The sequence below is a fragment of the Azospirillum tabaci genome, from assembly GCF_014596085.1.
GTDB lineage: Bacteria > Pseudomonadota > Alphaproteobacteria > Azospirillales > Azospirillaceae > Azospirillum > Azospirillum tabaci.
The window spans coordinates 17965-36488 of sequence record NZ_JACCJY010000013.1 but is presented as its reverse complement, the minus strand read 5'-3'; the positions used below and the strand labels follow the sequence as shown (position 1 = coordinate 36488).

The window sequence follows — 18524 nt, the reverse complement described above, 5'->3', positions numbered from 1 at the left end:
GCAAACGAACGGCGCCGGCGCTTTGCCCGCGGCGCGCCGACACAACTGCGGGAGGCCTTTTGGCCTCCCTTTTCTTTTTTTGCAGCGCGGCACGCCTTTCCTTGCGAACGTTTGGAGGGATGCCCGCGACGTTTTCTCACCATGAGTTGATCCGCCTTGACGACGATCAGGCCCTCGGAGCAAAAGTAACAAAAAATTTAGCAGAATTTCCGGACGGCCATCGTCCCGTCCGGGGCGGCGCATTTGCGCCGGACAAAGAAGATTCCGGAGGAACGTCAGGTGTTCGAGCGCATCAGCATCAAGGGTAAGATCTCCGTCATCCTGGGCGTCGCGGCCGTCGGGCTCGCCCTCATTGCGGCCGTCAGCCTGTTCGGCCTGCGTGCCGAGATGATGAAGGACCGCCAGGACAAGACCCGCAGCGTGGTGGAGGTTGCGCACAGCCTCGTCGCCCATTACGAGGAGATGGAGCGCAAGGGCACCCTGACCCGCGACGCCGCCCAGGCGGCCGCCAAGGACGCGCTGCGCCGGCTGCGCTACGCCGGTTCGGAGTACTTCTTCGTCATCGACCGCGCGCAGCGCATGATCATGCACCCCATCCGCCCGGAGATGGACGGACAGGACCAGTCGCGCACCGCCGATCCGAACGGCAAGCTGCTGTTCGTCGAGATGACCCGCGTCGGCGTCGCGGCGGAGGGCGGCTTCGTCGATTACCTGTGGCCGAAGCCGGGTCAGGCGGAGCCGGTGCCGAAGATCTCCTACGTGCGCGGGTTCGAGCCCTGGGGCTGGCTGATCGGGTCGGGCATCTATGTGGACGACGTGGCCGCCGCCTTCCGCGAGGCCGCCCTGTTCCTCGGCGGGCTGGGGCTGCTGATCGCCCTGGTGGCGACGGGCATCGCCCTGCTGGTCAGCCGGGCCATCGTCGGCCCGCTGCACGCGATGACCGGGGTGATGCAGACGCTCGCCGGAGGCGACACGGCGGTGACGGTGTCCGGCACGCAGCGCGGCGACGAGATCGGCGTCATGGCCCGCACCCTGGACATCTTCCGCAACAACCAGATCGACCTGCAGCGCCATTGGGAACGCCAACAGGTGGAGCATCGCGTGACCGGGCAGCGCGCCCGCGCCTTGGAACGGCTGACCGAGCGATTCGACGCCACGGTCAGCGCCATGGTCGGCACGGTCGGGCAGGCGGTGCAGGCGCTGGAGAACACGGCGCGCTCCCTGTCCGACACCGCCGACCGCAACATGCGCGAGGCGGCCTCGGTCGCCGGTGCGTCGCAGCAGGCGTCGGTGAACGTGCAGACCGTCGCCGCCGCCGCCGAGGAGTTGAGCAGCGCCATCGCGGAGATCGGCACCCAGGTCGCCACCTCCTCGCACATCTCCATGGAGGCGGTGAACGCCTCCCGCCAGGCCAGCGAGCGCATCGACGGGCTGGGCCACGCCGCGCAGAAGATCAACGAGGTCGCCGACCTCATCACCAGCATCGCCAGCCAGACCAACCTGCTGGCGCTCAACGCCACCATCGAGGCGGCGCGGGCCGGCGAGATGGGCAAGGGCTTCGCCGTGGTGGCGGGCGAGGTGAAGAATCTCGCCGGCCAGACCGCCAAGGCGACCGAGGAGATCGCCGCCCAGATCAGCGAGGTCCAGCAGGCGTCCCACGGCGCCGTCACCGCCATCCGCGAGATCGCCGGGATCATCGCCCGCAGCGACGAGATCGGAACCTCCATCGCCGCCGCGGTCCAGCAGCAGGGCGCGGCGACCGGTGAGATTGCCCGCAGCGCGGGGGAAGCGGCGCAGGGCACGCGGCAGGTTTCCACCAGCATCGACGAGGTCTCGGCCTCCGCTCTGGAGACGGAAAAGGCCGCCAACAGCTTGCTCGACGCCGCAGAGAGCCTGGCACAGCAGGCCGGGTCCCTGCGCGCTCTGGTGGATGCCTTCCTGGTCAATGTGGAGGCGATCAACAGCGCGGAACTGGCCACCCTCTTCGCCCCCGGCGGTGAGGATGTCTTCATGCCCTGGAACGACACGCTGGCCGTCGGGCAGGAGGACATCGACAACGACCACATGATTCTGGTCGCGCTGATCAACCGGGCGGCCCGGCGCATCCGGGGCGGCGAAGTGCCGCAGGCCATCGGGTCGGCCATCGACCAGCTCGTCGCCTACACGGTCCTGCATTTCGAGGAGGAGGAGCGGGTGATGCAGCGGTCGGGCTATCCCGACTTCGTCCAGCACAAGGCGCAGCACGACGCCCTGCGCAAGCGCGTGGCCGAACTGAAGCAGCGCTTCGCGGCCGGGGAGGCGCGGGTCGGCGACGATCTGCTGGCGCTGTTCCGCGACTGGCTGACCGGCCACATCCAGCGTTTCGACAAGCGCATCGGCAACCATCTGGCCCGTCCGGGAGAGCCGACGCGCAAGGCGGCGTGAGGAGCGTCCGGCATGGCGGAGTTTCTGAGTGACCTGTTCATCAACGCCCTTCCAAAGCTGACCGCCGCGCTGCTGGCCTGGGCTCTCGTCAGCTTCGTCGTCCGGAAGCCCCGCCTGACCTGGCTGCTCCTCGCCCTGCTGCCGGGCGGCATCGCCACCATCGCGGTCTACGCCGCGACCGGCACGGTGAGCGGCACCGCGCTCGCCCTGATCGTCCTGACCATTGCGCCGGCGGCGCTGGCGCTGCGCTGGGCCGCGCGGCGCCTGTGGTGAGCGCGCGATGCCCCGCCCTGGGCATAATTGCCCTCTTGACCTGGGCGGCGCGCCGCCCCATTCCAGTCGGTCATGAAAGCCCGACTCATCCGCATCGCCGCCGCCTCCGCCGTGGGGCTCGTGATCGCCGCCGGCATCGCCTGGTGGCAGGTCGAGAACGCCTCCAGCACGGTGCAGAGCAGCGTGCCCATCGGCGGTCCCTTCACCCTGACCGACCAGGACGGCAAGACGGTCACCGACGCCGACTATCGCGGCAAGTACCTGCTGATCTACTTCGGCTACACCTATTGCCCGGACGTCTGCCCGACGGAGCTGGGCACGATGGCCCGCGCCATGGACCTGCTGGGCGTGCAGGCGGACAAGGTACAACCGATGTTCATCTCGGTCGACCCGGAGCGCGACACGGTGGCGCATCTGAAGGACTATGTCGGGCTGTTCCACCCCAATCTGGTCGGGCTGACCGGCACGCCGGAGCAGGTCAAGGCGGCGGCCAAAGCCTACCGGGTCTATTACGCCAAAGCGCCGCAGGAAGGCGGAAAACCGGAGGATTACTTGATGGATCACTCCAGTTTTCTTTACCTGATGGGACCCGACGGGCGCTTCCTCGGGGTGTATCCGGCCGGCACCACCGCCGACCGCGTGGCCCAGGATCTGGGCAGCCGCATTGCCGGCTGACGGAAAACACGAGCGGAGCCGCGCCCTTTGACCCGGTAATACCAAGGTTTCGGCGCGGTTTCGTTGGGTTTTCAAGCACTTGTATTAAGGGTTTTGCGACTTGACAGGGTTGTGCCCTGTCCGTATGGTCTCGCCGCTTTCGCGTGGCTGCGAGACAACGGGGACAACGAAGCGACATGAGCGACGAAAAGCCCCCGCCGTCTCTGGCAGAGCTTGACGCCCGACTGAAGAAGGCGCGTGAAGGGAAGGAATCGCAGAGCGGTCCGGGGAAATATCACCGGCTGCCGCAGAGTCCTCTCGGCATCGCCTTCCGAATCGGGACCGAGCTGGTCGCTGCCATGATCGTTGGCGTCGGTGGCGGGCTTCTGCTCGACCGCTGGCTCGGAACGGCGCCCTGGGGATTGATCGTCATGTTCTTCCTCGGCGCGGCGGCCGGAATTCTGAATGTCTACCGGGCCATCACCGGGCTCGGATTAGCCCCCGGCTACCGCCGGGCCCGTGAGGATGACAACGAGCGCCCCAACGGCGACGCACACTGAGCGAGGACGACCTTGGATCCGCTGCACCAGTTCCAGATCAACCCGATCCTCCAGATCGTGATCGCCGGGTATGACGTGTCCTTCACGAACTCGGCCTTCTTCATGGTCGTGGCGGTCGCGCTGATCTACGCGCTGCTCGTCTTCGGCATGTCTGGCCGCGCCCTGGTCCCGGGCCGCCTGCAGTCCCTGGCCGAGATCTTCTACGAATTCGTCGCGAACATGGTTCGGGACAACGCCGGGCACGACGCCCGCCCGTACTTCCCGTTCGTCTTCGCGATCTTCATGTTCGTGCTGTTCGGCAACCTCGTCGGCATGATCCCGTTCACCTTCACCTTCACCAGCCACATCATCGTGACCTTCACGCTGGCGGCGACGGTGTTCGTGTTCGTGACCGTCCTGGCCCTGATGAAGCACGGCCTGCATTTCTTCAGCTTCTTCATGCCGCACGGCGCGCCGGTGGCGCTCGCCCCGATCCTTATCCCGATCGAGGTGATCTCCTACCTGATGCGTCCCGTCAGCCTGTCGATCCGACTGTTCGCCAACATGATGGCCGGTCACACCATGCTGAAGGTGTTCGCGGGCTTCACGGTTATGATGATCAGCGGTCTGGGCGCCGTCGGCTTCCTCGCCGGCCTCGTCCCGCTGGCCATCAACATCGCGCTGACCGGCTTCGAGTTCCTGGTCGCGTTCCTGCAAGCCTACGTCTTCTCGATCCTGACCTGCCTGTACATCCGCGACGCTCTGGAACTGCACTGAGCACCAGCGCCGACCCGGATCATCCCTTCACCTTTTTCTCCACAGTTCACCCTTACCTAGAGGAATGAGTACCATGGAAGCTGAAGCCGCCAAGTACGTCGGTGCCGGTCTGGCCGTTATCGCCCTCGCCGGCGTCGGCCTGGGTATCGGCAACATCTTCTCGACCCTGATCGGTTCGATCGCCCGCAACCCGGCCGTCCAGCCGAAGGTCTTCCCGATCGGCATTCTGGGCTTCGCGCTGACGGAAGCCGTCGCGCTGTTCGCCCTGCTGATCGCCTTCCTGATCCTGTTCGCCTAAGGCCCGAGCGAACTTCACATTTCGCTCTGACGCGGCGCCGGGCTCTCGAAGTTTCGGCGCCGCATTCTTGCCTAGGGGGACCGATCCATGCCGAACCTGTTGGCCAAGCGACGGCTGGTCCGCTGGTCGGGTGCCGCGGGCGCCTCGCTCGCCACTCTGACCGTGCTTGCCGGTAACGTCCTGGCGGCGACGGCGGAGCACGCGCCGGACGCCGCCCATGGCGGCGAGCATGCCGCCGGCGGCCTGCCGCAGCTCAATCCCGCCACCTTCCCCACCCAGATCTTCTGGCTGGCGCTGACCTTCATCACCCTCTACTACCTCCTGTCCAAGAAAGCGCTGCCGCGCGTGGCCGAGGTTCTGGAGGAGCGCCAGGAGCGCATTTCGCGCGACCTGAGCAAGGCCGCTTCGCTCAAGGAAGAGGCCGAGGCCGCCATGGCCCAGGTCGATCAGTCCCTCGCCGGGGCCCGTTCCGAAGCCCAGGCCCTGATCGCCCAGGTCGCCGCCGAGATCGACGCGAACAACCACGCCCGTCAGGCCCAGTTGAACGCCGAGAACGCCGAGCGTCTGCGCAGCGCCGAGGCGAACATCGCCGCGGCCAAGGAGCAGGCGATCGCCAACGTCCGCTCCATCTCCGCCGACATCGCCCGTGACGTCGCCGGCCGTCTGGCCGGGCTGAACGTCGACGCGGCCCAGGCCGATGCGGCGGTCGCCGCCGTGATCGAGGAGCGCCGGTCATGAACACGCCTGAAATGTGGGTCGCCATCGCCTTCATCATCTTCGCCGCCCTGGTGTGGAAGAAGGCGTCCGGCGCGATCACCGGCCTTCTCGACGCCCGCGCCGAGAAGATCCGGGCGGAACTGGACGAGGCCCAGCGCCTGCGTGAAGACGCCCAGGCGCTGCTCGCCAACTACCAGCGCCGTCAGCGCGACGCGCTGAAGGAGGCCGAGGCCATCATCGCCCACGCCCGCGAGGAGGCCGACCGCCTCCGCTCGCAGGCTGGCGCTGATCTCGAAGCCTCGCTGAAGCGCCGCGAGGCCCAGGCCATGGACCGCATCGCCCAGGCGGAAGCCGGCGCGCTGGCCGAGGTCCGCAACCTGACCGTCGACATCGCCATGGACGCCAGCCGCCGCATCCTGGAAACCGGCATCCAGCCGGCCCAGGCGGACAAGCTGATCGACCAGTCGATCGCCGAGCTGCCGAAGCACCTGCACTAAGATCGTTGCTCCACCGGCAACGGTCTTTCGAAAAACCCCGGCCTAGGCGCCGGGGTTTTTCTTTGGTGGAATGGTCCGGCAACCCGGAGCCCATTCCATGACCACGACCCAGCCGGCCACCGCCCTGCCCTCCCCCTTTCCCAGTGTCTTCGTCTCTCACGGCGCCCCCACCCTGATCATCGAGGATTCGCCGGGTCGCCATTTCCTGGCCGGTCTGGGCACGCGGTTGGGCCGCCCGAGCGCGGTGATCGCCGTGTCGGCCCACTGGACGACCCAAGGGCCGGCGATCAGCGGGGCCGCCCGGCCGGACACCATTCACGATTTCTACGGCTTCCCCCGCGCCCTCTACGCGATGCGCTACGCGGCCCCCGGCGCCCCGGCGCTGGCCGAGCGCGTGCGGGCACTGGCCGGCGCCGCGGTGGACCCCGGCCAGGGGCTCGACCATGGTGCCTGGGTGCCGCTGATGCTGATGTATCCGGAGGCCGACATTCCGGTCGCCCAGCTGTCCGTCCAGCCCGGCGCCACCGCCGCCGATCACATCGCGCTGGGCCGCGCGCTGGCGCCCCTGCGGAAAGAGGGCGTGCTGATCCTCGGCAGCGGCGGCGCCGTCCACAATCTCGGAGATTTCCGCTTCGGTGAGCGCGATGCCGCCGGCTGGGCGGAGGATTTCGCCGACTGGCTCGACGGGGTGCTGACGGCGGGCGACGCGGCGTCCCTGGCCGGCTGGAAGACGCTCTGCCCGCAGGCCAAGGCGGCGCACCCCACCGACGAGCATTTCCTGCCCCTGCCCGTGGCCTTCGGCGCCGCTGGCAACGCGGTGCGGACGGAGCGGCTTCACACCGGGTTCGAGCATGGCAGCATCGGCATGCAAGCCTACGCCTTCCACGGCGCGGTCTGAGGCGGGACCGGAGATGTTAAAAGGGGGCTGAATCCGACGCACTTGTCTGTTTGCGCCGTTGCGTCGCCAAGCTACAATCCGCGCCACCCGTCCGTGCACACGGAGGGGTTTCTGACAACGTCGGGCTTTTCCCGCCCGCAACCTTCGGCCGGATCTCGTGGCTTACGAACGACAGCGCGTACGGGACGTGGCGTGAAGCGGAACGGAACCCTGCCCCGGTCCGGCGACGCCCCTCCCCCTCTCGGTGCCCCAGCCCGCCTCACGCGCTCTCTTTCGGGGCTTGGCTTCCTGCGCCGCCTGGACGAACTGACGCTCGCCGCGCGCGTCGGGCTGGGCTTCGCCGTGGTGCTCGGTCTGGTGCTTCTGCTGGCGCTGATCGGCGTGGCGTCGCTCTACGGGGTCAGCCGCGAGGTGGGCACCTTCTCCGGCCACGCCGACGCATCGCAGGCCGCCGCCGATCTGGACATCGGGCTGCGCGATCTGGAGGTCTCCGTCCGCGACCATCTGGCCGAGGGCGACCAACAGAGCCTGCTCGACGCCGGCCTGCGCCGCGACGGCCTGCTGGAGCGGCTGACCGCCTTGACCGGAATGGTGCAGGACGATGCCGACCGCCGCTCGGTGGAGGGCGCGCGCAGAGCGCTGGACGCTTACTGGAGCGGCTTCGAGTCGCTGGTCGCCCTGCGCGGCGAGCGCGCCCGTCTGACCGAGTCGGTGCTGGAGCCGCAGATTTCACAGATCCGCGCCGGGCTGGGCCGCCTGAAGGACGCGGGCGGCGTCGATTCGGCGGCGCTGGCCGGCGACGCGACCGTCGCGATCCTGATGATGCAGGACCATCTCGGCCGTTACGTGGCGCGGCGCGACGACCGCGACTCGCTGCGCATGCGCGCCGAGCTGGGCAACGCCCGCGCCAAGCTGGCCGAGATGAACCGTTACCTCTGGGTCCCCGGCACCCGCCAGACCATCGACGAGGTGGAGGCGGCGCTGGCCGGCATCGACGGGGTGCTCGACGGCATCGAAACCTCCCTGGCCGACGAGGACGGGCTGCGCGCCGAGCGGCTGACGCCGAACGCCGCCGCCGTCGCCACCCGCGCGGCGGAGATCCGCCAGCGCAACGACGCCGTCGCGGCGGAGTTGCGCGGCGGCCTGGCCGACCAGTCCTGGCGCACCCTGCGCATCGCGCTGTGGGCGGCGCTGGCCGTGACGCTGGCCGGTCTGGCGATGGTCTGGTTCGTCAACCGCCGGGTCGCCCGTCCGGTCGCCGGCATGGCCGCCGCCGTGACCTCGCTCGCCGCCGGGCGGGCCGACGTCGCCCTCCCGCCGGACGAGGGGGCGGACGAGGTGGCCGCCATGGCCCGCGCCGTCCGCGTCCTGCGCGACAACACCGCGGAGATGGAGCGCCAGCGCCAGGAGGCCGCCGAGCGGCACGGCCAGCTGCTGCGCGACAAGGAGCGCGCCGACGCCGCCAACGAGGCGAAGACCCATTTCCTGGTCAACATCGGTCAGGAGCTTCACGCCCCGCTCAACGAGATCGTCGCCTCCAGCCAGTCGCTGATGGGCGAACTGCACCGGCTGGGCGCCGGGGAGCTGGCGACCGACATCGAGCAGATCCAGTGGACCGGCGAGCAGATGCTGACCCTGGTCGATGCGATCCTCGACTATGCCCGGATCGAGGCCGGCAACATGGACGTCGTGCTTCAGGATTTCGACGTGCACCGGCTGCTGATCGAGGCGCGGGAGCGCACGCTGCCCGCCGCCGACCTCAACGGCAACGAGGTGACGCTCCAGGCCGAGGCCGCGGCGCTCGGCCAGATGTATTCGGATTTCGGCAAGGTCCGGCAGGCGCTTCTCAACCTGCTCGACAACGCCTGCAAGTTCACCCAGGGCGGCACCGTCCTGCTGGCTGCCGAGCGGGTCGAGCGCGACGGCGAGCCCTGGCTGCGCTTCACCGTGACCGACAGCGGCAGCGGCTTCGCCACCAGCCAGACCGCCCGGCTGTTCCAGCCCTTCGTCCAGGGCGGCAGCGGCGCCAAGCGGCGCGGCGCCGGGCTTGGCCTGACGCTGGTCGGCCATTACGCCGCCATGCTCGGCGGTGACATCGAGGTGGCGAGCGAGCCCGGCCAGGGCACGCGCGTCACGGTGGCCCTGCCCGCCTACTACCAGCCCCCGGCGGAGGAGCGCCCGCTCCAGGTCGGCACCGCCGGTGCGGCGAAGCGCCCGCTGGTCACCATCGCCCCCCTTCGCCCGGTCGCCCAGTTGGCCTCCTGACGCCTGGAGTCGTTGGCCGTCAGGCCTCGCGCGGGCGGGCGGTGTCCTCCGGCGCGGCGCCATCGTCGGGCGGCAGGCCGTACTTCATGCGGCGCATCTTCTCGGCGACGCGCGCGATCTCGTCGGGGGGCAGGATCACCGGCTCGCCCAGCAGATGGGCATGGAGATATTGGCGGGCCAGCGTCTCCACCTCCACCGCCAGGGCCAGCGCGCCCTTCGGCGTCTTGCCGAGCACGATCATGCCGTGGTTGGCCAGCAGGCAGGCCAGCCGCCCGTCCAGCGCCGCCACGGCGTGGTCTGACAGCTCCTGCGAACCGAAGGTGGCGTAGGGGGCGCAGCGGATCGAATCGCCGCCGGCCAGCGCCACCATGTAATGGAAGCTGGGAATGCCCCGGCCATGGACGGCCAGCGCCGTTGCGAAGGTTGAATGGGCGTGCAGCACCACGTCCACGTCGGGCCGCGCCTTCAGGATGTCGCGGTGGAAGCGCCACTCCGACGAAGGCCGCCGCCGGCCCACATAGGTTCCGTCGAAGCCCATCTCGACGATGTCCTCGGGCGCCGTCTCGTCATAAGGCAGGCTGCTCGGCGTGATGAGGAAGCCGCCCTCCACCCGCACCGACAGGTTGCCCGACGCCCCCTGGTTGATGCCCGACCCGTTCATGGCGAGGCAGGTGTCGATGATGGCGCGGCGCGGCGCTGGGTGGGACAGGCTGGTCATGGGCGGTTGTCTCGCTTGTGAAACAGTGCGCGCCTCCCGTACCCCTCTCCCGTCCCGGGAGAGGGAGGGACCCGCCGCAACGCGGCGGGAGGGTGAGGGTACAGCCAAGGAACTGCGCCTGGATTCTTGATTTTACCCTCACCCGGCCCTTCGGGCCACCCTCTCCCGGGACGGGAGAGGGGATCATGGACGCTCCGCGTCCGCCTTGCTCGTCAGGTCCCAATGGCGGACCACCGCGTCGTAGCCGGCGGACAGGGCGCTCTGCCCGTCCGGGGTGAAGGCGACCGCCAGGACCGGTTTCTCATGGCCGCGGAAGGAGGCGAGCTGCCGCCCGGTGGCGATGTCCCACAGCCGGACGCGCCGGTCGCCTCCTCCACCGGACAGCAGGGTCCTGCCATCGGGTGCGACGGCGACGGAGGTGACGAAGCCGCTGTGTCCGTAGAGGGTCCGCAGGAGAGTCCCGGCCTCCAGGTCCCACAGCCGCACCGTCTCGTCGCTGGACGCCGTGGCGGCCAGCCGCCCGTCGGGGGACAGGGCCAGACCGTTCACACTGCCCTCATGCCCTTCCAGAACCGTTATCTCCCGCCCGGTCGCGGTGGCCCAGACGCGGATTTGGAAGTCGTAGCCGGCGGAGACCAGCCGCCCGCCGTCCGGGGTGTAAGCTACGGCGTTGACGTTGGCGCCATGCCCTTCCAGCACCCGCAGCGCGGTGCCGCTCTCCGGGTCCCAGACGCGGATGGCGAAGTCCCAGCCCGCGGAGGCGAAGCTGCGGCCGTCCGGCGCCACCGCCAGACCGGCGACCGTGCCGGTGTGGCCTTCGAAACGGCGTAGCGACCGGCCGCTTTCCAGGTCCCAGAGGATGATGGCGGAGTCGCGGCTGCCGGTCAGGGCCTGTTTGCCGTCCGGCAGGAAGGCCACGGCGGTGACACCGGCGGCGTGCTCGTGGAAGGAGGCGCGTTGGGAACCGGACGCGAGGTCCCAGAGGATGGCCGAATAGTCCCAACTCCCCGTCAGGACGCGGGCGCCGTCAGGCGACACGGCGACGGCGTTGACCATGGCGCCGTGGCCGATCAGGTCGGCGGCGCGGGACAGCAAGGGAGCGCTCAGGACAGGTGCGGCCGCCGCCAGCGCGAGCAGCCGGCGGCGGGTGTGGCGCGGTGGGTTCCCCGGATGACGCCCAAACCCCATGCCCGAACCACCTCCCGGAAAGGAAAAGACCGGCGGCCTCGCAGCCGCCGGTCAGGGGGTAACAGGTATCGGCGCCAAGTGTCCTTGGCGCCCGACCTTTCAGCGCCACGTGTGCCCGCGGGCGACCGCGGGGTTGTTGGAGGTCCGGTTCGGCTCGTAGCTGCCGCCCTGGGGCAGGCTGTAGCCCGCCGCGTGGTGGCGGAAGGGCGGCAGCGTCAGGCCGGTCGCCGCATCGACGGTCAGGGTGTTGACCATGAAGGCGGCGTTGCCGGCGGTCCCCGGCATCATGGCGGCGACCTTGTAGACGGCGGTGCCGTCCTCCAGCGCCGCCTCGGTCACGCGCAGGACCTGCACGTTGTAGGTCTGCTCGACGATCCGCTTCACCTCGTCCGCCGGCTTGGCCGCCGGAGAGGTCTGGGCGGCGGCCGGAGCGGCGACCGCCCCGGCCAGCAGCAGGCCGATCAGGAAAGAGCGCATGGATGGGATCCTCACTCGGCGGGCGCGCGGTGGCGGCCATGGTGCGAACGCGGAGTCTCGCCCGTCACCTCCTGAACCCACAGCGAATGGTGCTCGCGCGCCCACTGGAGTTCGACGTCGCCCGTGCCCATCGCGTCGAAGGCGCCTTCCATGCCGACCGAGCCGATGTAGATGTGCGCGATGATGACCGCGGTCAGCACCACCGCCACCGCGGCGTGGATCAGCTGGTAGAGCTGCATGTCGGCCATCGAGGCGAAGGAGAAGGGCCACAGGAGCTGCACGCCCGTGAAGCCCAGCGCCGCGCCGCCCAGCACCGTCGCCCAGAAGATCACCTTCTGGCCGGCGTTGAACTTCTTCGCCGCCGGATGCACGCCCTTGCTGAACAGCCCGCCGGCCTTCAGCGCCCAGGTGATGTCGTTGCGCTCCGGAATGTTGTGCTTCACCCACATCACGAAGATGAGGAAGATGCCCAGCATGAAGGCGAAGCCCAGGTAATTGTGGGCGAACTTGCCGTACTGGGTCATCGTGGCGAACGCCTCCGGCCCCAGCAGCGGCAGGACGGTGTAACGCCCGTAGAGCACGTTCAGCCCGGTGAAGGCCAGGATGACGAAGCTGCCGGCGGTCAACCAGTGCACGCCGCGCTCAAAGGCGTTGAAGCGCTGGATGGTCCGGCCGGTCTTCTGGCCGTCGATCCGAATGCGCCCGCGCACCAGGAAGAACAGGACGAGCAGCCCGATCATGCCGCCCAGCGCCCAACCGCCATAGGTGGACAGCGGGCCGTTGCGGACCGAGCGCCACAACTCCCCTTCCGACTGCACCAGCACGCCGGCGCTCTTGTTGGGGATTGAGACGGTGCCCTGCTCGCCGGAGCGGACCCCGCGCCACATGTCGGTCTTGGAGGTGCCGTCCGCCGGCTGGCTGGCGACCGGCGGGAACGCCTCCGCCGCTGACGCGGCCGAGACGTTGGCCATGACCAGGGTCAGCGCCAGCATGGCGATGCCCAGAAGCACGATCTGGAACGGCGACCGGAACCAGCCCTCGGCCGGCCCGCCCTTGGAACGATTCGACGTCATTGCGTCAGCCCTTCCCTTGAGAAGCGCGCCCATCGGAAACGCCCTCTCAAAAACGCTGGCCGGCCGAGCGCTGCTGGAGCGCCTGGACCTGATCCGCGGACAAATGGCTGTCCGCGGCGCCGCGGTAGACGCCCTTCTCCAGATGGATCGGGCGCGCCTGCTCCTCCTCGTTGCACCCCGCCAGAAGCGGGGTGACGAGGAGAAGCGCCATCGCACAGACGGTGCGGCGGATCACGGTCACGACCCCGCCTTCATCTGATAGGCGGTGCCCCAGCCCCAGGCGCCGGACCCGAAGCCGCGGGCGACCACGCGCTCGCGGTAGATGTCCGACACCTTGTCGCCGTCACCGGCCAGCAGGGCCTTGGTCGAGCACATCTCGGCGCAGAGCGGCAGCTTGCCTTCGGCCAGACGGTTGCGGCCGTACTTCTTGTACTCCGCGTCCGTGTTGTCGGCCTCCGGGCCGCCGGCGCAGAAGGTGCACTTGTCCATCTTGCCGCGGGTGCCGAAGTTGCCGGCCTGCGGGTACTGCGGGGCGCCGAACGGGCAGGCGTAGAAGCAGTAGCCGCAGCCGATGCACAGGTCCTTGTTGTGCAGGACCACGCCCTGCTCGGTCTGGTAGAAGCAGTCGACCGGGCAGACGGCCTTGCAGGGCGCGTCGGAGCAATGCATGCAGGCGACCGAGATCGACCGCTCACCCGGCTTGCCGTCGTTGATGGTGACGACGCGGCGGCGGTTGATGCCCCAGGGCACCTCGTGCTCGTTCTTGCAGGCGGTGACGCAGGCGTTGCATTCGATGCAGCGGTCCGCGTCGCAGAGGAATTTCATGCGGGCCATGGTGATGAACTCCTAGCGTCTCAGGCCGCCGAGATACGGCAGAGGGTGGTCTTGGTTTCCTGCATCTGCGTGACCGAGTCGTAGCCGTAGGTCGTGGCGGTGTTCGCCGCCTCGCCCAGCACGACCGGGTCGGCGCCCTGCGGGTACTTGGAGCGCAGATCCTGGCCCTGGTAATGGCCGCCGAAGTGGAAGGGCATGAAGGCGACGCCGCGGCCGACACGCTCGGTCAGCATGGCCTTGACCTTCACCTTGCCCTTTTCCGCACCCTCGACCCAGACCATCTGGCCGTCCTTGATGCCTGCGTTGTTGGCATCGAACGGGTTGATCTCGACGAACATGTCCTGCTGCAACTCGGCGAGCCAGGGATTCGACCGGGTCTCGTCGCCGCCGCCCTCATACTCGACCAGACGGCCGGAGGTGAGGATGATCGGGTACTCCTTCGACACGTCGCGGTCCTGGATGGACTTGTAGAGCGTCGGCAGGCGCCAGGACTTGGTGTCCTTGTAGGTCGGGTACTCGGCGACCAGATCGCGGCGCGGCGTGTAGAGCGGCTCGCGGTGCACCGGCACCGGGTCCGGGAAGTTCCAGGCGACGCAGCGGGCCTTGGCGTTGCCCGGCGGGTTCAGGCCGTGCTTGATCGCCACGCGCTGGATGCCGCCCGACAGGTCGGTCGTCCAGGACACCGCGCCGATCTTCTCGCCGCCGATCTTGCGGATCACCGCCATTTCGGCCTCGGTGAAGTCGCCGGCCCAGCCCAGCTTCTCCAGCATGGCGTAGGTGACTTCCGGATAGCCGTCCTTGATCTCCGACCCGACCGGGTAGGAGCCTTCGGCCAGCAGCGTCACGCCGTTGCGCTCGACGCCGAAGCGCGCGCGGAAGGCGCCGCCGCCCTCGGCGACCGGCAGGGAGGTGTCGTAGAGGTTGGCGGTGCCCGGATGCTTCATCTCCGGCGTGCCCCAGCAGGGCCACGGCAGGCCGTAATAGTCGCCGTCGCACGGGCCGCCGTTGGCGCGCAGCGTGGTCTTGTCGAAGGTCGCCTGATGCTGCATGTGCAGCTTCAGCCGCTCCGGCGACTGGCCGGTGTAGCCGACCGACCACATGCCGCGGTTCCACTCCCGCGTCGTGTCCTCGATGTCCGGCTCGTTGCCGTGGAGCTTGATGTTCTTGAACATCGGCTCGGCGAAGCCGAACTTTTTGGCGAACAGGTACATGATTTCATGGTCCGTCTTCGCCTCGAAGAGCGGCTCCATGATCTTGTCGCACCACTGGACCGAGCGGTTGGACGCGGTGCGCGACCCGACGGTCTCGAACTGGGTGGCGGCGGGCAGCAGGTAGAAGTTGTCCTTGCGGTCGGACAGGACGGCGGTCATCGTCGGGAACGGATCGACGACGACCAGCAGTTCCAGCTTCTCCATCGCCTTCTTCATGTCGGGAAGGCGGACCTGGCTGTTCGGCGCGTGACCCCAGAAGACCATGCCCTTGATGCTCTCGGGTTGGTCCATGTTCTCCTTGGCTTCCAGGACGCCGTCGAACCAGCGGGACACCGGGATGCCGGTGGCCTCCATCAGCTTCTTGTCCTTGAAGCGGGCCAGCACGTCCTCGTACGGGACGTCCCAGACGCGCGCCCAGTGGCGCCACGCGCCCTCCGCCAGACCGTAGTAGCCGGGCAGCGAGTCCGAGGTGACGCCGAAGTCGGTGGCGCCCTGCACGTTGTCGTGGCCGCGGAAGATGTTGGTGCCGCCGCCCGTCACGCCGACGTTGCCGAGCGCCAGCTGGAGCACGCAGTAGGCGCGGGTGTTGTTGTTGCCGATGTGGTGCTGCGTGCCGCCCATGCACCAGACGAGCGTGCCCGGACGGTTGGAGGCCAGCGTGCGGGCGACGCGCTTCAGCTGCGAGCCCGGAACGCCGGTGACCTTCTCGACCTCCTCCGGGGTCCACTTGGCGACTTCGGCGCGGATCTCGTCCATGCCGTAGACGCGCTTGGCGATGTACTCCTTGTCCTCCCAGCCATTCTCGAAGATGTGCCAGAGGATGCCCCAGATCAGGCCGACATCGGTGCCGGGACGGAAGCGGATGTACTCGTCGGCCTTGGCCGCGGTGCGGGTGAAGCGCGGATCGGCGACGATCAGCGGGGCGTTGTTCTGCTCCTTGCCCTTGAGGATGTGGAGCATGGAGACCGGGTGGGCCTCCGCGGCGTTGGAGCCGATGAAGAACATCGCGCGCGACTTCTGGATGTCGTTATACGAGTTCGTCATGGCGCCATAGCCCCACACGTTCGCCACGCCGGCGACGGTGGTGGAATGACAGATGCGGGCCTGATGGTCGACGTTGTTCGTGCCCCAGAAGGCGGCGAACTTGCGGATCAGGTAGGCCTGCTCGTTGCTGTGCTTGGCCGAGCCGAGCCAGAAGACCGAATCCGGGCCGGACTTCTCGCGGATCGCCAGCAGCTTGTCGCCGACCTCCTGGATGGCTTGGTCCCAGGAGATCCGGGTCCACTTGCCGTCCACCATCTTCATCGGGTAGCGCAGGCGGCGGTCGCCGTGGGCGTGCTCGCGCACCGCGGCACCCTTGGCGCAGTGGGCGCCCAGGTTGATCGGGCTGTCGAAGCTCGGCTCCTGGCCGATCCACACGCCGTTCTGCACCTCGGCGGTGACCGTGCAGCCGACCGAGCAGTGGGTGCAGACGTTCTTGACCAGCTTGACCGGCGCGCCCCCGGCGGGGGCGGCGGTCACCGCCTCGGCCTTCTTCACCATGCCGAAGGGCATCGTGGCGGCGATGGCGGCGCCACCGGCGGCGATGCCCGAGGTGCGGAGGAACGAACGACGGTCGACGATGTTACCGGTCAAGCCGGAAACCATCTTCGCGAGCGAACGGCCGCCGGAAGCAGCCGCCTTCTTCTTTGTCAGCATGTGCGGCGGTCCTTCTTAGAAGCGGCTCAGTTCGTAGACCGTCCGGACATGGTCGGTCTCGCGGTAGCCCTGGGCGGGGGCGGGCTCGGCGGCCTGCACCGGCTCCGCACCCGCCACGGCGCCCACGGCGGCGGCGCCCAGCGCGCCAACGCCCAATCCAGCCGCGCGGAACAGGTCGCGCCGCGCAAGCGTGGTCTTTTCCTTCTTGTCCGTCATAGCTTCACCCTATTCTTCGCGGCTTCCCCGAGACTGAAGACCGATGTGCCGCCCGGTTTCCGGGCCTTGTTTTCAGCGTTTCCGGACCGGCCTTGTCGTGAGCCGGTCTCGTTGTTTTGTTGTCTGTTCGGCGGCGGTGCCGGTGTCCGGTCACGCCGTCCTTTCACGCTGTCATGTCGAAGGCTTTCCCCTCGACCTCCAGATACCGGTGACCCAGCGTGCCCACCGCGCGGTAGAAGGCGGCGGACGGCGTGGATTCCAGATCGGTGAAGAACCTGCCGGCCCAGGAGCCGATGTGGCGGTCGAAGAAGCGGCGCTGCTCCTCCAGATCGGCCGGAGCGCCGAAGGCGCCGGTGATCAGACCCGTCATCATCTCGGCCAGGGCGGCGATGTGGTCTTCGGGTTCCTTCACATCGTCGGCGCGGGCGATGCCCAGCAGCGCCATGTCGCCGCGCAGCTCGGCCAGCGGCTTTTCGTGAAGGAAACCTGTGAGATAGTAGGACCCGTAGGGGGACAGGATGCCACCGCCGACGCCGATGAAGAGGGTGTTGAACTCCTCCTCCACCGCGGCGGCGTCCGTGCCGCGGGCGGCCTCGGCCAGACCGCGCAGCGCCTGCCCGAGGGGGCTCGCGTCGCCGTCCAGCGCCGCCAAGGCGGCCAGGAAATCCCCGCCGGGCGGGCGGGCAAGCAGATGCGCCAGCAGCGCGTAGAGCTGCGCCCGCTGCATCTCCTCCGGCGGCAGGGCCGACGGATCGTGTTCACCGGTCGAAGACACGGCGTTCATCCCTCCCGACACGACAAAAGGGCCAGATCGGCAAAATCCCGGCACCCGGCCCCACCGTCGCGACAACGGCGGCGCATTGGCTCGCCCGTTGCAGGCTCACGGCGTCATGGGCCGGCGCCCGAGACGCCCTGGACCGACAACCTCATATTGCACCTGCGAAAAGCCTCGCCATATCAGGGGCTTAACGATCAGGTTGGGGCTATTAAAGGGCAGATTTGCGGTGTTTGTCAACAAAGGTTGACTCAGAAGTGTGCTTACCGCGACTTGGACTGGACTGGCGCTATGCCTTTTTCATCATATCGATGTCCGGTTCATGCGAAGCAGAGGGGATCTGCTCCGGCCCCGAACTTTCGGGAACAGCCGCCTTTTCTTTCCCGCCTTCGTCGGCCTCGCCGTCCGCGGCTGTCTCGTCCGTCTTCCCAGCCGCCTTCTCAGCTGCTTCCTCCGCGGCGTCGAGGAAGCCCTTGCCGACGCGGTAGAGCGTCTTCACCGGCGAGGAGCCGGTGAACAGGCTGGCGTAATCGTCGGCGTAGTCCTTCAGTCCATCGTCGTTGGCGAAGACCGGGTCGGAGGTCCACAGCTTGCGCAGCGCCTGCCGGTGCAGGTCGTCCGGGACCTCCGCCCGCAGGAAGGGGGTGAAGTCGGACTCCAGCGTCAGCTCTTCGACGGGTGGGAGGTCCTTCAGCGGGTCGTCGGCTTCAGGCGCGGCTTCCGGAGTGGTCTCGGCCGGTTCGGACGCCGCCTCGGCCGGAAGCTGCGCGGGCGGTTCCTCACCCGGCGGCGGCTGTACTGGCTCCAGGGCCGGCTCCGGGGCTGGGGCGACGGGCTGCCGCTTCAGGCGGGACCAGCGGGAGAGGAAGGATTCGTCGGTCATGCTGTGCGTCTCGGGGATTGCCGGACCTTGCCCCCACCCAACCCTCCCCCGCTCTGCAGGGGGGCTTTTCTCCTCCCCCTGCGAAGCGGGGGGAGGTCGGGAGGGGGGC

General features: G+C 68.6%; 20 protein-coding genes. 10 read left to right on the top strand and 10 right to left on the bottom strand.

Annotation, left to right across the window (positions count from 1 at the left end; genetic code table 11):
• Positions 1–279: 279 nt before the first annotated feature.
• The 10 genes from H0B54_RS13465 to H0B54_RS13420 all read left to right on the top strand — a co-directional run bounded on the left by H0B54_RS13465 (position 280) and on the right by H0B54_RS13420 (position 9342).
• Positions 280–2424: a bacteriohemerythrin gene (locus tag H0B54_RS13465; RefSeq protein ID WP_188260740.1), complete on the top strand. Its 2145-nt coding sequence runs from the start codon at positions 280–282 to the stop codon at positions 2422–2424.
• Between the two features lie 12 nt (positions 2425–2436).
• Entirely contained in the window at positions 2437–2697 is a 261-nt protein-coding gene (locus tag H0B54_RS13460; protein WP_188260739.1) for a hypothetical protein, read from the top strand.
• 72 nt (positions 2698–2769) lie between these two features.
• The gene (locus H0B54_RS13455; protein ID WP_094305930.1) at positions 2770–3372 is read left to right on the top strand and encodes an SCO family protein; all 603 of its coding nucleotides are present in this window, start codon (positions 2770–2772) and stop codon (positions 3370–3372) included.
• Between the two features lie 176 nt (positions 3373–3548).
• The gene (locus H0B54_RS13450; protein WP_014239729.1) at positions 3549–3911 is read left to right on the top strand and encodes an AtpZ/AtpI family protein; all 363 of its coding nucleotides are present in this window, start codon (positions 3549–3551) and stop codon (positions 3909–3911) included.
• A gap of 12 nt (positions 3912–3923) precedes the next feature.
• A complete protein-coding gene (locus tag H0B54_RS13445; protein ID WP_094305931.1) occupies positions 3924–4667 on the top strand; it encodes a F0F1 ATP synthase subunit A in 744 nt (247 codons plus the stop codon).
• Positions 4668–4740: 73 nt separating this feature from the next.
• Complete coding sequence (locus H0B54_RS13440) at positions 4741–4965, top strand: ATP synthase subunit C family protein (protein ID WP_014239727.1); 225 nt, start codon at positions 4741–4743, stop codon at positions 4963–4965.
• 87 nt (positions 4966–5052) lie between these two features.
• On the top strand, positions 5053–5703 hold the full coding sequence (locus H0B54_RS13435; RefSeq protein ID WP_188260738.1) for a F0F1 ATP synthase subunit B family protein: 651 nt from the start codon (positions 5053–5055) through the stop codon (positions 5701–5703).
• A complete protein-coding gene (locus tag H0B54_RS13430) occupies positions 5700–6179 on the top strand; it encodes a F0F1 ATP synthase subunit B family protein (RefSeq protein WP_172428638.1) in 480 nt (159 codons plus the stop codon). The genes H0B54_RS13435 and H0B54_RS13430 overlap by 4 nt, the downstream gene beginning before the upstream one ends.
• A gap of 97 nt (positions 6180–6276) precedes the next feature.
• On the top strand, positions 6277–7077 hold the full coding sequence (locus H0B54_RS13425) for a DODA-type extradiol aromatic ring-opening family dioxygenase (RefSeq protein ID WP_188260737.1): 801 nt from the start codon (positions 6277–6279) through the stop codon (positions 7075–7077).
• 192 nt (positions 7078–7269) lie between these two features.
• Positions 7270–9342, top strand: coding sequence for an ATP-binding protein (locus H0B54_RS13420; protein ID WP_188260736.1), 2073 nt, complete (start codon positions 7270–7272; stop codon positions 9340–9342).
• Positions 9343–9361: 19 nt separating this feature from the next.
• Here the strand turns inward: H0B54_RS13420 and H0B54_RS13415 are convergent, their stop codons facing one another.
• The 10 genes from H0B54_RS13415 to H0B54_RS13370 all read right to left on the bottom strand — a co-directional run bounded on the left by H0B54_RS13415 (position 9362) and on the right by H0B54_RS13370 (position 18415).
• On the bottom strand, positions 9362–10060 hold the full coding sequence (locus H0B54_RS13415; RefSeq protein ID WP_188260735.1) for a class II aldolase/adducin family protein: 699 nt from the start codon (positions 10058–10060) through the stop codon (positions 9362–9364).
• A 183-nt stretch (positions 10061–10243) separates the two neighbouring features.
• Positions 10244–11248, bottom strand: a complete 1005-nt coding sequence (locus H0B54_RS13410; RefSeq protein WP_188260734.1) for a WD40 repeat domain-containing protein — start codon at positions 11246–11248, stop codon at positions 10244–10246.
• A gap of 99 nt (positions 11249–11347) precedes the next feature.
• A complete protein-coding gene (locus H0B54_RS13405; protein WP_188260733.1) occupies positions 11348–11725 on the bottom strand; it encodes a hypothetical protein in 378 nt (125 codons plus the stop codon).
• 11 nt (positions 11726–11736) lie between these two features.
• Positions 11737–12798 carry a formate dehydrogenase subunit gamma gene (locus H0B54_RS13400; RefSeq protein ID WP_188260732.1) on the bottom strand — a complete coding sequence of 354 codons (1062 nt, stop codon included), beginning with the start codon at positions 12796–12798 and terminating at the stop codon, positions 11737–11739.
• A gap of 46 nt (positions 12799–12844) precedes the next feature.
• Positions 12845–13039: a hypothetical protein gene (locus tag H0B54_RS13395; protein WP_137115813.1), complete on the bottom strand. Its 195-nt coding sequence runs from the start codon at positions 13037–13039 to the stop codon at positions 12845–12847.
• Positions 13036–13632, bottom strand: coding sequence for a formate dehydrogenase FDH3 subunit beta (gene fdh3B, locus H0B54_RS13390; protein WP_014239715.1), 597 nt, complete (start codon positions 13630–13632; stop codon positions 13036–13038). The genes H0B54_RS13395 and fdh3B overlap by 4 nt, the downstream gene beginning before the upstream one ends.
• 20 nt (positions 13633–13652) lie before the next feature.
• Positions 13653–16541, bottom strand: a complete 2889-nt coding sequence (locus H0B54_RS13385; protein WP_188260731.1) for a formate dehydrogenase subunit alpha — start codon at positions 16539–16541, stop codon at positions 13653–13655.
• Positions 16542–16556: 15 nt separating this feature from the next.
• Positions 16557–16757, bottom strand: coding sequence for a hypothetical protein (locus tag H0B54_RS13380; protein ID WP_038529100.1), 201 nt, complete (start codon positions 16755–16757; stop codon positions 16557–16559).
• A 163-nt stretch (positions 16758–16920) separates the two neighbouring features.
• Positions 16921–17532, bottom strand: coding sequence for a molecular chaperone TorD family protein (locus H0B54_RS13375; protein ID WP_188260730.1), 612 nt, complete (start codon positions 17530–17532; stop codon positions 16921–16923).
• Positions 17533–17821: 289 nt separating this feature from the next.
• Positions 17822–18415: a DUF3306 domain-containing protein gene (locus H0B54_RS13370; RefSeq protein WP_188260729.1), complete on the bottom strand. Its 594-nt coding sequence runs from the start codon at positions 18413–18415 to the stop codon at positions 17822–17824.
• Positions 18416–18524: the final 109 nt, after the last annotated feature.

Coding starts and splice junctions, on each gene's coding strand:
- H0B54_RS13460 (WP_188260739.1), top strand. CDS start 2,437: ATGGCGGAGTTTCTGAGTGACCTGTTCATCAACGCCCTTCCAAAGCTG.
- H0B54_RS13455 (WP_094305930.1), top strand. CDS start 2,770: ATGAAAGCCCGACTCATCCGCATCGCCGCCGCCTCCGCCGTGGGGCTC.
- H0B54_RS13450 (WP_014239729.1), top strand. CDS start 3,549: ATGAGCGACGAAAAGCCCCCGCCGTCTCTGGCAGAGCTTGACGCCCGA.
- H0B54_RS13440 (WP_014239727.1), top strand. CDS start 4,741: ATGGAAGCTGAAGCCGCCAAGTACGTCGGTGCCGGTCTGGCCGTTATC.
- H0B54_RS13435 (WP_188260738.1), top strand. CDS start 5,053: ATGCCGAACCTGTTGGCCAAGCGACGGCTGGTCCGCTGGTCGGGTGCC.
- H0B54_RS13430 (WP_172428638.1), top strand. CDS start 5,700: ATGAACACGCCTGAAATGTGGGTCGCCATCGCCTTCATCATCTTCGCC.
- H0B54_RS13425 (WP_188260737.1), top strand. CDS start 6,277: ATGACCACGACCCAGCCGGCCACCGCCCTGCCCTCCCCCTTTCCCAGT.
- H0B54_RS13415 (WP_188260735.1), bottom strand. CDS start 10,060: ATGACCAGCCTGTCCCACCCAGCGCCGCGCCGCGCCATCATCGACACC.
- H0B54_RS13410 (WP_188260734.1), bottom strand. CDS start 11,248: ATGGGGTTTGGGCGTCATCCGGGGAACCCACCGCGCCACACCCGCCGC.
- H0B54_RS13405 (WP_188260733.1), bottom strand. CDS start 11,725: ATGCGCTCTTTCCTGATCGGCCTGCTGCTGGCCGGGGCGGTCGCCGCT.
- H0B54_RS13400 (WP_188260732.1), bottom strand. CDS start 12,798: ATGACGTCGAATCGTTCCAAGGGCGGGCCGGCCGAGGGCTGGTTCCGG.
- fdh3B (WP_014239715.1), bottom strand. CDS start 13,632: ATGGCCCGCATGAAATTCCTCTGCGACGCGGACCGCTGCATCGAATGC.
- H0B54_RS13385 (WP_188260731.1), bottom strand. CDS start 16,541: ATGCTGACAAAGAAGAAGGCGGCTGCTTCCGGCGGCCGTTCGCTCGCG.
- H0B54_RS13380 (WP_038529100.1), bottom strand. CDS start 16,757: ATGACGGACAAGAAGGAAAAGACCACGCTTGCGCGGCGCGACCTGTTC.
- H0B54_RS13370 (WP_188260729.1), bottom strand. CDS start 18,415: ATGACCGACGAATCCTTCCTCTCCCGCTGGTCCCGCCTGAAGCGGCAG.